Origin of the sequence: Erwinia tasmaniensis Et1/99 (assembly GCF_000026185.1) — a bacterium.
Taxonomy (GTDB): domain Bacteria; phylum Pseudomonadota; class Gammaproteobacteria; order Enterobacterales; family Enterobacteriaceae; genus Erwinia; species Erwinia tasmaniensis.
The window spans coordinates 1,005,358-1,020,756 of record NC_010694.1; the positions used below are offsets into that span (position 1 = coordinate 1,005,358).

Annotated in this window: 15 protein-coding genes; 14 read left to right on the forward strand and 1 reads right to left on the reverse strand. The window is 55.9% G+C overall.

Translation table 11 applies throughout. From position 1 onward, the window contains the following. Positions 1-92: 92 nt before the first annotated feature. The 12 genes from skp (at position 93) to ETA_RS05625 (ending at position 13,735) form a co-directional block, all read left to right on the forward strand. A complete protein-coding gene (skp, locus tag ETA_RS05570) occupies positions 93-590 on the forward strand; it encodes a molecular chaperone Skp (RefSeq protein WP_012440647.1) in 498 nt (165 codons plus the stop codon). 3 nt (positions 591-593) lie between these two features. Continuing rightward, positions 594-1,610, forward strand: coding sequence for a UDP-3-O-(3-hydroxymyristoyl)glucosamine N-acyltransferase (gene lpxD / locus ETA_RS05575; protein WP_012440648.1), 1,017 nt, complete (start codon positions 594-596; stop codon positions 1,608-1,610). 163 nt (positions 1,611-1,773) lie between these two features. Next, positions 1,774-2,229, forward strand: a complete 456-nt coding sequence (gene fabZ / locus ETA_RS05580) for a 3-hydroxyacyl-ACP dehydratase FabZ (protein ID WP_012440649.1) — start codon at positions 1,774-1,776, stop codon at positions 2,227-2,229. A gap of 3 nt (positions 2,230-2,232) precedes the next feature. Beyond that, positions 2,233-3,021 (forward strand): acyl-ACP--UDP-N-acetylglucosamine O-acyltransferase, encoded by a 789-nt coding sequence (lpxA, locus tag ETA_RS05585; RefSeq protein ID WP_012440650.1) that lies wholly within the window; start codon positions 2,233-2,235, stop codon positions 3,019-3,021. 3 nt (positions 3,022-3,024) lie between these two features. Next, positions 3,025-4,170 (forward strand): lipid-A-disaccharide synthase, encoded by a 1,146-nt coding sequence (lpxB, locus tag ETA_RS05590; protein WP_012440651.1) that lies wholly within the window; start codon positions 3,025-3,027, stop codon positions 4,168-4,170. Continuing rightward, positions 4,167-4,790, forward strand: a complete 624-nt coding sequence (rnhB, locus tag ETA_RS05595; protein WP_012440652.1) for a ribonuclease HII — start codon at positions 4,167-4,169, stop codon at positions 4,788-4,790. The genes lpxB and rnhB overlap by 4 nt, the downstream gene beginning before the upstream one ends. A 30-nt stretch (positions 4,791-4,820) precedes the next feature. Beyond that, the gene (dnaE, locus tag ETA_RS05600; RefSeq protein ID WP_012440653.1) at positions 4,821-8,303 is read left to right on the forward strand and encodes a DNA polymerase III subunit alpha; all 3,483 of its coding nucleotides are present in this window, start codon (positions 4,821-4,823) and stop codon (positions 8,301-8,303) included. Positions 8,304-8,315: 12 nt separating this feature from the next. Continuing rightward, positions 8,316-9,275, forward strand: a complete 960-nt coding sequence (gene accA / locus ETA_RS05605) for an acetyl-CoA carboxylase carboxyl transferase subunit alpha (protein ID WP_012440654.1) — start codon at positions 8,316-8,318, stop codon at positions 9,273-9,275. Positions 9,276-9,458: 183 nt separating this feature from the next. Beyond that, on the forward strand, positions 9,459-11,618 hold the full coding sequence (locus ETA_RS05610) for a lysine decarboxylase LdcC (protein ID WP_012440655.1): 2,160 nt from the start codon (positions 9,459-9,461) through the stop codon (positions 11,616-11,618). Between the two features lie 31 nt (positions 11,619-11,649). Next, positions 11,650-12,045, forward strand: coding sequence for a VOC family protein (locus ETA_RS05615; protein ID WP_012440656.1), 396 nt, complete (start codon positions 11,650-11,652; stop codon positions 12,043-12,045). 55 nt (positions 12,046-12,100) lie between these two features. Next, on the forward strand, positions 12,101-13,402 hold the full coding sequence (gene tilS / locus ETA_RS05620) for a tRNA lysidine(34) synthetase TilS (protein WP_012440657.1): 1,302 nt from the start codon (positions 12,101-12,103) through the stop codon (positions 13,400-13,402). Between the two features lie 18 nt (positions 13,403-13,420). Further along, on the forward strand, positions 13,421-13,735 hold the full coding sequence (locus ETA_RS05625; protein WP_012440658.1) for a c-type cytochrome: 315 nt from the start codon (positions 13,421-13,423) through the stop codon (positions 13,733-13,735). Positions 13,736-13,793: 58 nt separating this feature from the next. Here ETA_RS05625 and rof read toward each other — a convergent pair whose 3' ends face one another. Beyond that, complete coding sequence (gene rof, locus ETA_RS05630; protein ID WP_012440659.1) at positions 13,794-14,057, reverse strand: Rho-binding antiterminator; 264 nt, start codon at positions 14,055-14,057, stop codon at positions 13,794-13,796. Positions 14,058-14,360: 303 nt separating this feature from the next. On the opposite strand from rof, the gene ETA_RS05635 reads away from it, so the two are divergent. Then, a complete protein-coding gene (locus ETA_RS05635; RefSeq protein WP_012440660.1) occupies positions 14,361-14,915 on the forward strand; it encodes a YaeQ family protein in 555 nt (184 codons plus the stop codon). Next, the gene (gene arfB, locus ETA_RS05640) at positions 14,912-15,328 is read left to right on the forward strand and encodes an alternative ribosome rescue aminoacyl-tRNA hydrolase ArfB (protein WP_012440661.1); all 417 of its coding nucleotides are present in this window, start codon (positions 14,912-14,914) and stop codon (positions 15,326-15,328) included. The genes ETA_RS05635 and arfB overlap by 4 nt, the downstream gene beginning before the upstream one ends. The last annotated feature ends 71 nt before the right edge of the window (positions 15,329-15,399 follow it).

Below are 15,399 nucleotides of genomic sequence, written 5' to 3' on the forward strand. Positions count from 1 at the left end.
GTATCGCGCCGTCTATCGTAGCCTCAGTACTGGCTACGATAACGCGCAACACATGTGTCCGTGACACAAACGTTGATGGTAAGGAGTTTATAGTGAAAAAGTTGTTGTGTGCCGCAGGTCTGAGTCTTGCACTGGCGGTTTCCGCTGGCGCTCAGGCTGCTGATAAAATTGCAGTGGTGAACGTTTCCAGCATTTTCCAACAGTTACCAGCGCGTGCGACCGTCGCGAAACAGCTGGAAAACGAATTCAAGGGCCGTGCTACCGAGCTTCAGGGCATGGAGCGCGATCTGCAAACCAAAATGCAGCGCTTGCAGCGTGACGCCTCAACCATGAAGGCCAGCGATCGCAGCCGCATGGAAAAAGACGTGATGACACAGCGTGAGGCTTTCTCTACCAAAGCTCAGGCCTTTGAGCAGGACAATCGTCGTCGCCAGATGGAAGAGCGTAATAAAATCCTGAGCCGTATTCAGGATGCCGTACAGAAAGTTGCCGACAGCGAAGGCTACGACGTTGTTATCGATCAGAATGCGGTAGCCTACGTTGCTAAATCTAAAGACATCACTGCTGATGTTCTGAAACAGGTTAAATAAGTCATGTCTTCAATTCGACTGGCTGATTTAGCCCAGCAGTTGGATGCAGAATTGCACGGAGATGGCGATATTGCCATCTCCGGCATTGCTTCTATGCAATCCGCCCAACCCGGTCAGATAACCTTTCTTTCGAACAGCCGCTACCGCGAGCAGCTCGCAGCCTGCCAGGCTTCAGCCGTGGTGCTGACGGAAGCGGATCTGGAATTTTTCCCTGGCGCTGCGCTGGTGGTTAAAAACCCTTATCTCACCTATGCCCGCATGGCGCAGCTGCTGGACAGCACGCCGCAGCCAGCGACAGACATCGCCCCAAGTGCCGTAATTGATGCCACCGCGCGCCTGGGCAACAACATCTCGATTGGCGCTAACGCGGTGATCGAATCCGACGTGGTGCTCGGCGATAACGTGGTTATCGGCCCCGGCTGCTTCGTCGGCAAAAAGACCCAAATCGGTGCTGGCAGCCGTCTTTGGGCTAACGTTTCCGTCTATCATGAAGTACAAATTGGTCGCGATTGCCTGATCCAATCGGGTACGGTGATTGGCGCTGACGGCTTTGGTTACGCCAACGATCGGGGTAATTGGGTGAAAATCCCGCAGCTGGGTACGGTGATTATTGGCGATCGCGTCGAAATTGGTGCCTGTACTACTATCGATCGCGGTGCACTTGATAACACCCAAATCGGTAATGGTGTTATCATAGATAACCAGTGCCAGATTGCACACAATGTGGTGATTGGCGACAATACCGCAGTTGCGGGTGGCGTTATCATGGCTGGAAGCCTCAAAATTGGCCGCTATTGTATGATTGGTGGTGCCAGCGTGATAAACGGTCATATGGAAATTTGTGACAAAGTGACCGTCACCGGGATGGGAATGGTGATGCGGCCGATTACCGAACCAGGAGTTTACTCCTCCGGGATCCCGCTACAGCCCAACAAAGCCTGGCGCAAAACTGCGGCACTGGTGATGCACATTGATGAAATAAGCAAACGCTTAAAAAACATCGAGCGCAAAGTCACTTAAGACTAAGCGAGCATGCACCAATGCTGCCCGGCTTTCATAAATAAAACATGCGAAGCAGGGAAAGCATGGCGCACAGAAATGATTCGCGGCCTGCGGACGATCGACAGATTGTTGCAGGCCGTGTTATTGATGCCATCTGATTTTTTAGGACAGGAAGAGTATTTTGACTACTGAAACTCATACTCTGAAGATTGAAGAGATTATTGAACTTTTACCGCATCGTTACCCGTTTTTACTGGTCGATAGGGTTCTTGAGTTTGAAGAAAGCAAGTATCTGCGTGCGGTTAAAAACGTCTCGGTCAACGAACCGTTTTTCCAGGGACATTTCCCTGGTAAGCCGATTTTCCCAGGCGTGCTGATACTGGAAGCGATGGCCCAGGCCACCGGAATTCTGGCCTTTAAGAGCGTGGGTAAACTGGAGCCGGGCGAGCTGTATTATTTTGCGGGTATCGACGAAGCGCGCTTCAAGCGCCCGGTAGTACCTGGCGATCAGATGATCATGGAAGTCACCTTCGAAAAAACCCGCCGTGGGTTGACGCGCTTTAAGGGCGTGGCGACCGTTGACGGTAAAATTGTCTGCGAAGCGACGATGATGTGTGCCCGCAGCCGGGAGGCTTAATTCGTGATTGATAGTACCGCCGTTATCCACCCCACTTCAATTGTCGAAGACGGTGCAGTCATTGGTGCAGGCGTCCAGATTGGTCCGTTTTGCGTGATTGGCGCGAACGTTTCCATTGGCGAAGGCACGACGCTGAAATCGCACATCGTGGTGAATGGTCACACCCGTATCGGTAAAGACAATACTGTTTACCAGTTTGCTTCGATCGGTGAGGCGAATCAGGATCTGAAATACGCGGGGGAACCCACGCGTGTCGAAATCGGTGACCGTAACCGTATTCGTGAAAGCGTCACCATTCATCGTGGCACGGTACAATCGGACGGGGTAACCCGAGTTGGCGATGACAATCTGCTGATGGTGAATGCACACGTTGCCCATGACTGCGTCGTCGGTAACCACTGCATTTTGGCCAACAACGCGACGCTGGCGGGGCATGTTATCGTTGATGATTATGCGATCATTGGCGGTATGACGGCGGTGCACCAGTTCTGTACTATTGGTGCGCATGTGATGGTTGGCGGCTGTTCTGGCGTTGCGCAGGACGTACCGCCGTACGTCATTGCCCAGGGCAACCACGCCACGCCTTTTGGCATCAATCTTATAGGCCTGCAACGCCGCGGCTTCAGCAAAGAGGCGCTGCACGCTATCCGTGCCGCGTACAAACTGCTTTACCGTAGCGGTAAGACGCTTGATGAAGTTAAACCGGAGATCGCCGACATCGCACAAGCGCATCCGGAAGTTCAGCCGTTTTACGATTTCTTCGCTCGCTCTACAAGGGGTTTAATTCGTTAACCCATGCCAAAGCATCCCTTAACGATTGCCCTTGTCGCCGGAGAAACTTCCGGCGATATTCTTGGTGCCGGTCTTATCCGCGCATTGAAAGAGAAACATCCTGACGCCCGTTTTGTTGGCGTAGCCGGGCCGCTGATGCAGTCCGAAGGGTGTGAAGCCTGGTATGAGATGGAAGAGCTGGCGGTCATGGGCATCGTTGAGGTGCTGGGCCGTCTGCGCCGTCTGCTTCATATCCGCCGCGATCTCACCCGCCGCTTTACCGCTTTGAAGCCCGATGTCTTTGTTGGCATTGATGCGCCTGATTTCAACATTACCCTGGAAGGGCGGCTGAAGCAGCAGGGCATCCGCACTATTCATTACGTCAGCCCTTCGGTTTGGGCCTGGCGTCAAAAACGCGTGTTTAAAATTGGCCGAGCTACCGACCTGGTGCTGGCATTTTTACCGTTTGAAAAAGCGTTTTACGACCGTTTTAACGTGCCGTGTCGCTTTATTGGTCATACTATGGCAGACGCAATGCCGATCGTGCCCGATAAGCAGGCCGCGCGCCGTGAGTTGGGCATTGCGCCACAGGCTCTGTGCCTGGCGCTGCTGCCCGGCAGCCGCAGCGCCGAAGTCGAGATGCTAAGCGCCGATTTTCTCAAAACGGCGATGCTGCTGCGGGAAAAATATCCGCAGCTGGAAATCGTCGTACCGCTGGTCAATCCGCGCCGCCGCGCGCAGTTTGAAGCGATTAAAGCCGAGGTGGCGGCGGATTTGCCGATGCACCTGCTGGACGGCAAAGGCCGTGAGGCGATGCTGGCAAGCGATGCTGCCCTGCTGGCCTCCGGCACGGCCGCGCTGGAGTGTATGCTGGCAAAATGCCCGATGGTGGTCGGCTACCGTATGAAACCCTTCACGTTTTGGCTGGCAAAACGGCTGGTGAAAACGGATTATGTTTCACTGCCCAATCTGCTGGCGGGCCGTGAGCTGGTGCCGGAGCTGTTGCAGGATGAATGCCAACCGCAGCGGCTGGCGGCCGCGTTAGAGCCGCTGCTCGCCCAGGGGGAAACTCGTGATACGCTATTGGCCACCTTTGCCGAGCTGCATCATCAAATCCGCTGGAACGCCGATGAGCAGGCGGCAGCGGCGGTACTGGAGCTGTGTCGATGAACGAATTTATCTATCCTGAAGCCCGGCTGATTGCCGGGGTAGATGAAGTGGGCCGTGGCCCGCTGGTCGGCGCGGTGGTGACCGCTGCGGTGATCCTCGATCCTTCCCGACCGATTGTCGGGCTGGGGGATTCAAAAAAACTGTCTGAAAAGCGCCGGCTGGCGCTGTATGACGAGATCAAAGATAAAGCATTGAGCTGGAGCCTGGGGCGCGCAGAGCCGGAAGAAATTGACCAGCTTAATATCCTGCACGCCACCATGCTGGCGATGCAGCGCGCGGTTGCCGGACTGCATCTGTCGCCGGATTTTGTGCTGATTGACGGCAATCGCTGTCCGGCACTGGCTATGCCGAGCCGCGCGGTGGTAAAAGGGGACAGCCTGGTGCCAGAGATTAGCGCCGCCTCTATCCTCGCTAAAGTCACGCGCGACCGTGAAATGTGCGAACTGGATCTGCAGTACCCGCAGTATGGCTTTGCCCGGCATAAAGGCTATCCGACGGCTGTGCATGTGGAAAAACTGGCCCAGTTTGGCGCAACGCCGCAGCACCGCCGCAGCTTTGCCCCGGTACGCAACGCGTTGCTGGATGCCGAACTGGCCGCTGCGGTTGCCCGCACGCTATAATTCTCCTCCTTGGCGTTAACAGGAACACAGATGGCCGAACCTCGTTTTATTCATTTACGCGTCCACAGCGACTATTCCATGATCGATGGGCTGGCGAAAACGGCCCCGCTGGTGAAATACGCGGCAAAAATGGGTATGCCGGCCATCGGCATTACGGATTTCACCAACCTGTGCGGGCTGGTGAAGTTTTACGGAACGGCCCACGGTCAGGGCATGAAGCCGATTATCGGTGCGGATTTCAACGTCAATAGTGAAGCGATGGGCGATGAGCTGACGCAAATCACCGTGCTGGCCGCCGATAACCAGGGCTATCAAAACCTGACGCTGTTGATCTCACGCGCCTACCAGCGTGGCTACGGGCCGGCGGGGCCGACCATCGATCGTGACTGGCTGGCCGAGCATCAGCAGGGCCTGATCCTGCTCTCAGGCGGTCGTCGTGGCGATGTCGGCAAAATGCTGCTGCGCGGTAACCATGTCCAGGTTAACGAGTGCCTGAATTTCTATCAGCAACATTTTCCCGATCGCTACTATCTTGAACTCATCCGCACCGGACGCCCCGACGAAGAGACGTATCTGCACGCGGCGGTTGAACTGGCGGTGGCGCAGAGCGTGCCCGTTGTCGCCACCAACGAGGTCTGTTTCCTGGCTGAATCAGACTTTGATGCCCATGAGATCCGTGTAGCGATCCATGATGGCTTCACCCTTGACGATCCCAAACGTCCGCGTGAATACAGCCCGCAGCAGTATCTGCGCAGCGAGGAGGAGATGTGCGAGCTGTTCTCGGACATTCCTGAAGCGCTGGAAAACAGCGTTGAGATTGCGCGGCGCTGCAACGTCACGATACGTCTTGGCGAATATTTCCTGCCGCAGTTCCCCACCGGCGAGATGACCACGGAAGATTTCCTCGTGGTGAAATCGAAACAGGGCCTGGAAGAGCGTCTTACGTTCCTGTTCCCGGATGAAAAAATACGTGCCGAGCGCCGTCCAGCCTATGATGAACGTCTGGATATTGAGCTGAACGTAATCAATCAGATGGGCTTTCCCGGCTACTTCCTGATTGTGATGGAGTTCATCCAGTGGTCGAAGGATAATGATGTGCCGGTCGGGCCTGGGCGCGGTTCGGGTGCCGGTTCGCTGGTGGCCTATGCGCTGAAGATCACCGACCTCGATCCGCTGGAGTTTGATCTACTGTTTGAACGTTTCCTCAACCCGGAACGTGTTTCAATGCCCGACTTTGACGTCGACTTCTGCATGGAAAAACGTGACCTGGTGATTGAGCACGTTGCGGAAATGTATGGTCGTCAGGCCGTCTCTCAGATTATCACTTTTGGTACTATGGCGGCGAAAGCGGTGATCCGTGACGTCGGGCGCGTGCTGGGGCATCCATACGGGTTTGTTGACCGCATCTCCAAGCTGGTGCCGCCCGATCCGGGTATGACGCTGGAAAAAGCCTTTGCGGCTGAACCGCAGCTGCCGGAAATTTACGAGGCGGACGAAGAGGTTAAGGCGCTGATCGATATGGCGCGTAAGCTGGAAGGCGTCACGCGTAACGCCGGTAAACATGCCGGGGGCGTGGTGATTGCACCCACGCAGATCACTGATTTTGCCCCGCTGTACTGCGATGAGCACGGCAACCACCCGGTTACCCAGTTCGATAAGAACGATGTCGAGTATGCCGGGCTGGTGAAGTTCGACTTCCTGGGCCTGCGCACGCTGACCATCATCGACTGGGCGCTGGCGATGATTAACGCCCGCCGAGCAAAAAGCGGTGAGGCGCCGATCGATATCGCGGCGATCCCGCTTGAAGATAAAAAAAGTTTCGATATGCTGCAACGCTCGGAGACCACTGCGGTATTCCAGCTTGAATCGCGCGGCATGAAGGATTTGATCAAGCGCCTGAAGCCTGACTGTTTTGAGGATATGATCGCGCTGGTGGCCCTGTTCCGTCCGGGGCCGTTACAGTCCGGCATGGTTGATAACTTTATTGACCGTAAGCACGGGCGCGAAGCGATATCCTACCCGGATATTCAGTGGCAGCATGAGTCGCTGAAGCCGGTGCTGGAGCCGACCTACGGTATTATCCTGTATCAGGAGCAGGTGATGCAGATAGCCCAGGTCCTGGCCGGCTACAGCCTGGGCGGGGCGGACATGCTGCGCCGCGCGATGGGTAAAAAGAATCCGGAAGAGATGGCCAAGCAGCGTGGCGGCTTTGAGGACGGGGCGAAAGCGCGCGGCATAGACGGCGAGCTGGCGATTAAGATTTTCGACCTGGTAGAGAAGTTCGCCGGCTACGGCTTTAACAAGTCGCACTCTGCCGCCTATGCGCTGGTTTCCTATCAGACGCTGTGGCTGAAAGCGCATTACCCGGCCGAGTTTATGGCGGCGGTGATGACCGCCGATATGGACAACACCGAAAAGGTGGTTGGCCTGGTGGATGAGTGCTGGCGCATGGGCCTGAAGGTGCTGCCGCCGGATATCAATTCCGGCTTGTATCAGTTCCATGTGAATGACGAAGGCGAAATTGTTTACGGCATCGGTGCGATCAAAGGGGTCGGTGAAGGCCCGATCGAAGCGATAATTGAGGCGCGCAACGAGGGCGGTTATTTCCGCGAGCTGTTTGACCTTTGCGCCCGTACCGATACCAAAAAAATGAACCGCCGGATGCTGGAAAAGCTGATTATGTCCGGTGCGTTTGATCGTTTAGGCCCGCATCGTGCTGCCCTAATGAGCGCGCTGCCGGATGCGTTAAAAGCCGCCGACCAGCACGCTAAGGCCGAGGCGATTGGTCAGGTCGATATGTTTGGCGTGCTGGCTGAAGCCCCGGAGCAGGTGGAACAGTCATATTCCGACGTGAAGCCGTGGCCGGAACAAATTCAGCTGGATGGTGAAAGGGAAACCCTGGGGCTTTACTTAACCGGTCACCCGATCAACCAGTATCTGAAAGAAATTGAGCGTTATGTCGGTGGACAGCGCCTGAAAGACATGCACCCGACCGAGCGTGGTAAAATGACTACCGCAGCCGGTCTGGTGGTGGCGGCCCGTGTGATGGTAACTAAACGCGGTAACCGTATTGGCATCTGCACGCTGGATGACCGTTCTGGTCGTCTGGAGGTGATGTTATTTACAGATGCGTTAGACAAGTTCCAGCATATGCTGGAGAAAGACCGTATCCTGATCGTCAGTGGGCAGGTCAGCTTCGATGACTTCAACGGCGGGCTAAAAATGATGGCCCGCGATATGATAGACATCGATGAAGCACGCGAAAAATATGCGCGCGGGCTTGCTATCTCGCTGACGGACAGGCAAATTGATGGCCAGCTTTTAAACCGTCTCCGTCAATCCCTTGAACCTTATCGTTCGGGGACAATTCCGGTACATCTCTACTATCAGAGAGAGGATGCGCGCGCCAGGTTGCGCTTTGGTGCAACCTGGCGCGTGTCGCCGAGCGATCGTTTGTTAAACGATCTGCGGTCGTTGATAGGATCGGAGCAGGTGGAACTGGAGTTTGACTAAAACAGGATTATTATGAGTCTTAATTACCTGGATTTCGAACAGCCAATCGCAGAGCTTGAAGCGAAAATTGATTCGCTTAAGTCGGTTGGCCGTCAGGATGAAAAACTGGATATTAATCTGGATGAAGAAGTTCAGCGTCTGCGCGATAAAAGCGTTGAGCTGACGCGTAAAATCTTCTCCGATTTAGGGGCCTGGCAGATCGCGCAGTTGGCGCGTCATCCGCTGCGCCCGTACACGCTGGACTACGTGCGTAACGTGTTCACCGACTTCGACGAGCTGGCTGGCGACCGCGCCTATGCCGATGATAAAGCTATCGTTGGCGGCATTGCGCGTCTGGAAGATCGTCCGGTAATGATTATCGGGCACCAGAAAGGACGTGAAACCAAAGAGAAGATCCGTCGCAACTTTGGTATGCCGGCGCCGGAAGGCTACCGTAAGGCACTGCGTCTGATGGAGATGGCCGAGCGCTTCAACATGCCGATTATCACCTTCATCGACACGCCGGGTGCTTATCCTGGGGTAGGTGCAGAGGAACGTGGTCAGTCAGAAGCTATCGCACGCAATCTGCGTGAGATGTCCGGACTGAAAGTCCCGGTGATCTGTACCGTTATCGGTGAAGGCGGTTCCGGTGGAGCGCTGGCGATTGGTGTGGGTGACAAGGTCAATATGTTGCAGTACAGCACCTACTCGGTCATTTCACCGGAAGGCTGCGCTTCTATTCTGTGGAAAAGCGCAGATAAAGCGCCGCTGGCGGCTGAAGCGATGGGCATCATCGCCCCGCGTCTGAAGGAGCTGAAGCTGATTGATAGCGTGATCCCGGAGCCATTGGGTGGCGCGCATCGCGATCCGCTGGCGATTGGTGCCTCGCTGAAAGCGCAGCTGTTGGCCGATCTGGCCGATCTCGATACGCTGACCAAAGCAGAACTGTTGGACCGCCGCTATCAGCGTCTGATGAGCTACGGCTACGCCTGATAGCTCGATTCTGCTTATAAAGGGCCAGACGGTGAATTGAACTGTAAACGTCGGATTTCGATCTGATGTTTTTCAGTGCAGTTCGCCGTCTGGCTCTTTTTGTTTCTGTATTCTGCCGCCCGGCCCCCTTATTTTGCCGCCAGACGCCGTGCGTGGAACAGGCAAAACGATCAGGAGAACGTCATGAATATTATTGCCATCATGGGCCCGAATCACGTGTTCTACAAAGACGAGCCTGTCCGTGAATTGGATGCTGCGCTGAAGCAACAGGGTTTTCACACCGTCTATCCGCAGGGCGCCGAGGATTTGCTGAAGCTTATCGAGCATAATCCTCGCATTTGTGGCGTGGTGTTTGACTGGGATGAGTACAGTCTCGATCTCTGTAGTGAGATCAACCAGCTGAATGAATATCTGCCGCTCTACGCCTTTATCAACACCCATTCGACGATGGATGTTGGCATCAACGAGATGCGTATGGCGATCTGGTTCTTTGAGTATGCGCTCAATGCTGCCGAAGAGATCGCCCTGCGTATTCGTCAAAGCACCGAGGAATACGTCGATACTATTACGCCGCCGCTGACTAAAGCGCTGTTTAACTACGTTAAAGAGGGCAAAACGACGTTCTGTACTCCCGGACATATGGCGGGTACGGCATTTCAGAAAAGCCCGGTGGGTAGCCTGTTTTATGATTTTTTTGGTGCCAATACGCTGAAGGCAGATATTTCGATTTCAGTCAGTGAATTAGGCTCGCTGCTTGACCATACCGGCCCCCATCTGGAGGCGGAAGAGTATATCGCACGCACCTTTGGCGCGGAGCAGAGCTATATGGTCACCAATGGCACCTCCACCTCCAACAAGATTGTCGGAATGTACGCGGCAGCGGCAGGCAGTACCGTATTAATAGATCGCAACTGCCATAAATCCCTGACTCATCTGCTGATGATGAGCGATATTATCCCCATCTGGCTAAAACCAACGCGTAATGCGCTGGGTATTCTCGGCGGGATACCCAAGCGCGAATTCAGCAAAGAGAGCATCGCGCTGAAAGTGTCGCAAACACCGCGTGCCGGCTGGCCGGTGCATGCCGTCATCACCAACTCGACCTATGATGGGTTGCTTTACAGCACGCAGTTCATCAAAGAGACGCTGGAGGTGCCGTCAATTCACTTCGACTCGGCGTGGGTGCCCTACACCAACTTCCATCCAATCTATCGGGGTCTGAGCGGTATGAGCGGAGAGCGTACGCCGGGTAAGGTGATCTACGAAACGCAGTCAACGCACAAACTGCTGGCCGCGTTCTCACAGGCTTCGCTGATCCACATTAAGGGCGACTACGATGAGCAGACCTTCAACGAAGCCTATATGATGCACACCACCACCTCGCCGAACTACGCTATCGTGGCCTCTATCGAAACGGCGGCGGCCATGCTGCGCGGTAATTCCGGCAGGCGTCTGATTAACCGCTCGGTGGAGCGCGCGCTGCATTTCCGCCGCGAAGTCCAGCGGCTACGTGAAGAGTCAGACGGTTGGTTCTTCGATATCTGGCAGCCGGATGGGGTGGATGAGCCAGAATGTTGGGCGATCCAGCCCGGAGGGGAGGAGTGGCACGGCTTCCGCGATGCCGATGCCGATCATATGTACCTCGATCCGATCAAGGTAACGATCCTGACGCCCGGTATGAGCGAGATGGGTGAGATGGCGGAAGAGGGCATCCCGGCGGCGCTGGTGGCCAAGTTCCTTGACGAGCGCGGCGTGGTGGTGGAAAAAACCGGGCCGTACAACCTGCTGTTCCTGTTCAGCATCGGCATTGATAAAACCAAGGCGATGAGCGTCCTGCGCGGACTGACGGAGTTCAAACGTGCTTACGATCTCAATCTGCGGGTAAAAAACATGTTGCCGGATCTGTACGCGCAGGATCCTGACTTCTACCGCAATATGCGCATCCAGACGTTGGCACAGGGCATTCACAGCCTGATCCGCCAACACGATTTGCCACGGCTGATGCTGCAAGCCTTTGCGATGCTGCCGGAAATGAAGTTAACGCCACACCAGATGTTTCAGCAGCAGGTGCAAGGCAATGTGGAAACGGTTGATATCAGCCGGCTGGTTGGGCGCGTATCGGCCAATATGATCCTGCCTTATCCGCCTGGCGTACCGCTGGTGATGCCGGGTGAAATGATTACCGAAGAGAGCCGCCCGGTGCTCGATTTCCTACTGATGCTGTGTACCATCGGCAGGCATTATCCCGGCTTTGAAACCGATATTCACGGCGCGACTCTGACCGAAGAGGGGCAGTATCTGGTAAGAGTGTTGAAACAGGCCGGTGAAAACGAGCCGGTTTGACGTTGGCAGCAGGTGCCATTCAGGAGCGGATATGTCAGTTTTGGCGTTAAAAAAAGTGCATCATATTGCGATTATCGCTCGTCACTATCAGGTCAGTAAGGCATTTTATTGCGATATCCTCGGCTTCACTCTGGTGGGCGAGGTCTACCGCGAGGGGCGTGATTCTTGGAAAGGCGATTTGGCGCTGAACGGTGATTACACCCTCGAACTGTTCTCGTTCCCCGAGCCGCCTGCGCGCGTCGATCGGCCGGAAGCCTGCGGTTTGCGCCATCTGGCGTTTAGCGTCGATGACGTTGACGCGGCCACGCACTGCCTGGCAAAGCACGGCGTACAGTGTGAAGCGGTACGCCGCGACCCGCTGACCGGCAGGCTTTTCACCTTCTTCAAGGACCCGGACGGTTTGCCGTTAGAACTGTATCAGGCATAAAATAATCTCAGGTTAAGCCCGGCGCGGTTGCCGGGTTCTTTTTGTCAGGAATGCTATGTCTGCCATTGCTTATCTTGAACAGTCGCTTGCGGCGGAGCACGCGGTGTTGCTGGCCTACAGCGGCGGTCTTGACTCCAGCGTATTGCTGCATCAGCTGGTGCAGCTAAGAGAGCGGCGGCCGCAGCTGCGGCTACGTGCGGTTCACATTCATCATGGGCTGAATCCGTTGGCCGACGGCTGGGCGGCGCACTGCCAGCAGCAGTGTGCACGATGGCAGGTGCCGCTGATGGTGATCCGGGTGCAGGTCGATGCCCGCGAAGGGGGGATTGAAGCGGCGGCACGTCAGGCGCGTTACCGTGCCCTGCATGCGCAGCTGGAGGCGGGGGAAACCCTGCTGACCGCACAGCATCTGGACGATCAGAGCGAAACGTTGCTGCTGGCGTTAAAGCGCGGCAGCGGCCCGGCCGGGCTGGCGGCGATGCCACAGGAACAGCGTCAGGGAGATCGTCGTCATCTGCGCCCGCTGCTGGCGCAAAGTCGTCAGCAGCTGGAATGCTGGGCGCATCGCCACCAGCTCGACTGGATTGAGGATGACAGTAATCAGGATGCACGTTACGACCGCAATTTCCTGCGTTTACGGGTGATGCCGTTGCTCAATCAGCGCTGGCCGCATTTTGCCAGCGCGGTGGCGCGCAGTGCGCAGCTTTGCGGTGAGCAGGAGCACCTGCTGGATGAGCTGCTGTCCGAGTCGCTTGATGCGCTGGTGGATGAGTCTGGCGCGCTGAATTTCACGCCGCTGCTGGCGATGAGCGACGTTCGGCGTTTTGCCCTGCTGCGGCGCTGGATCGCACGACAGCACGGCAGCATGCCGTCACGCGATGCGCTACAGCGGCTGTGGCAGGAAGTCGCCTGTAGCCGTGCAGATGCCGATCCGCGCCTGCGGATCGGCCGCAGCGAAGTTCGGCGTTTCCGCGATCGCCTCTATTGGCTCTCGCCTCTACAGCCGCTGGGCTCATGCCGGCTGGCGTGGCCAGCTCCCTGGCGGCCGTTAACCTTGCCAGATGACCTGGGAGAACTGCGCCTGAGTCCGAAAGGTATCGCACTGCGTTATCCGCAGCCGGCAGAGATCCTCGGCGTGCGTTTTCAGGCCGCGGGGGCTTTTCATATTGTCGGTCGTGCCGGCAGCCGTTCGCTAAAAAAACTGTGGCAGGAGCACGGTATCCCGCCGTGGCGGCGCGAGCGTATTCCGCTCATCTTCTATAACGATCGTTTGATTGCCGCCCAGGGGGTATTTGTGACCCGCGATGGCAGCGTGCAGCCGGGCGCAAAGGCCCTGCACATTGACTGGCGTCGATAAACCTAACCGTGGAGAACGATGATGCAATATCTTGTGCTGGCACTGCTGCTGCTCTGCATCAGTGCACCAGGCCAGGCCGACGGCAATCGCCGCGCGGGACAAGAAAAATCTGACCGCTGTGCCGCCTGTCATGGTGCAGAGGGCAAGGCGATCATACCAATTTACCCCAACCTTGCCGGGCAGAATGCTCCCTGGCTGGTTCAGGCATTACAGGCGTATAAAAGCGGTGCTCGCAGCGGTGGACAGGCCGAGATGATGAAGGCCTTTGTTGCCGGGCTGAGTGACGAAGATATTGACGATTTGGCCGCTTATTATGCGGGCTTAAAACCTTAGCAGGGGAGGGTAAGATAGGAGCAGCGGGCAGATTGTCGGACTGCCCGCGGGATAAGGGCTAATCAGGTTCGCTGACCACCACCGTACCAAGTTCCGGATGGTTGAAGCTGAGTATATGGTCGAGGCGCAGCTCCTGACAGGCTCCGGCAACCTCAATACTCAGGTATTCCACGTTCTTACGTGACACCATATCTTTTGCTCTCGCCTGCAGCTGCTCGCCGTTTTTTAACGTCAGCGCCAGCATCCAGCCGTTCTGGCAGGCGAGCTCCAGACTATCATAATCATCACAGTTGATCGGTCTGTAAACCTCATTCGTCAACATAGTCGCTCACCTTTTAAACTTGCGGCAGCAATCGCTGCCCGTTCCCTGAAGGAAGAGAGTAGCTCAAAACTGCGGCTATCTCACCGAGTGCATTCTGTTACGGCACCTGTTTTCGTTAGCCACTGACAGGCCCGGCATAGGGGCGACGAATTCACCCGCCATATCTTGCATCCGCGCCTCCCAGAGCGTTTTCTCTGGCGATATTCTGACTATAACACAGCCCATTTAGGGAAATCAGCCCGTTATCAGGTGATTTAAGGCGTCATCCGGTTACAATACTCCGCAACTAAGATAAGGATACTTATGGCACTGAAAGCAACAATTTACAAAGCCACGGTTAATGTCGCGGATATGGACCGTAACGTCTTTATTGACAATACCCTGACCCTGGCCCGTCACCCTTCAGAAACCGCAGAGAGAATGATGCTGCGCCTGCTGGCCTGGATGGTGCACGCTAACGAACGCCTGGCCTTTACGCGCGGGCTGAGCGCTGAAGATGAGCCAGAGGTGTGGCAGCTCAATGACCATAACGGTATCGACACCTGGATTGATCTGGGGCTGCCGGACGAGCGCAGGATTAAAAAAGCCTGTAGCCGCTCTCAGCAGGTCTGGCTGTATACCTATAACGGGCGTGCCGCCCAGCCCTGGTGGCAGCAGCATCAGAACAAACTGGCGCAGCACGATAATCTGACGGTACGCTATTTGAATGATGAAAAACTTGCCGCCCTGGGCCAGATGGCTTCACGCTCAATGATCCTTCAGGCGACCATTCAGGACGGTACTATCTGGCTTTCAGATGACGTTAACCACCTGGAAATTCAGTTCGAGCAGTGGCAGGAAGGCGGGAAAAACAGGTGATAGTATTGCCACGCGGGATCGTTATTCCTGATGCCGACATCGAGCTCTCTGCGATCCGCGCGCAGGGTGCCGGTGGCCAACATGTGAATAAAAGTTCGACGGCCATTCATCTGCGCTTTGATATTCGCGCCTCCAGCCTGCCGGAATTTTACCAGCAGCGCATGCTGGCGGTGAGTCACCATCTCATCACCCCGGAAGGAATGGTCATTATCAAAGCACAGGAGTATCGCAGTCAGGAGATGAATCGTGAGGCCGCGTTAAAGCGTCTAGAGAATCTGATCCTGGAGCTTACCACGGTGGAGAAAACCCGCCGTGCAACGCGCCCAACGCTGGCGTCGAAGAAACGGCGGTTGGAAGGTAAGGCGCGCAAGGCGTCAACGAAATCACTGCGCGGCAAAATCCGCGGCGATTAAACCCGCTCTCGCTGCTTATTGAAAACGACGAAGTTCCGGCCGTGAAGCCAGAACTTTGTCGTGCGCTTTCG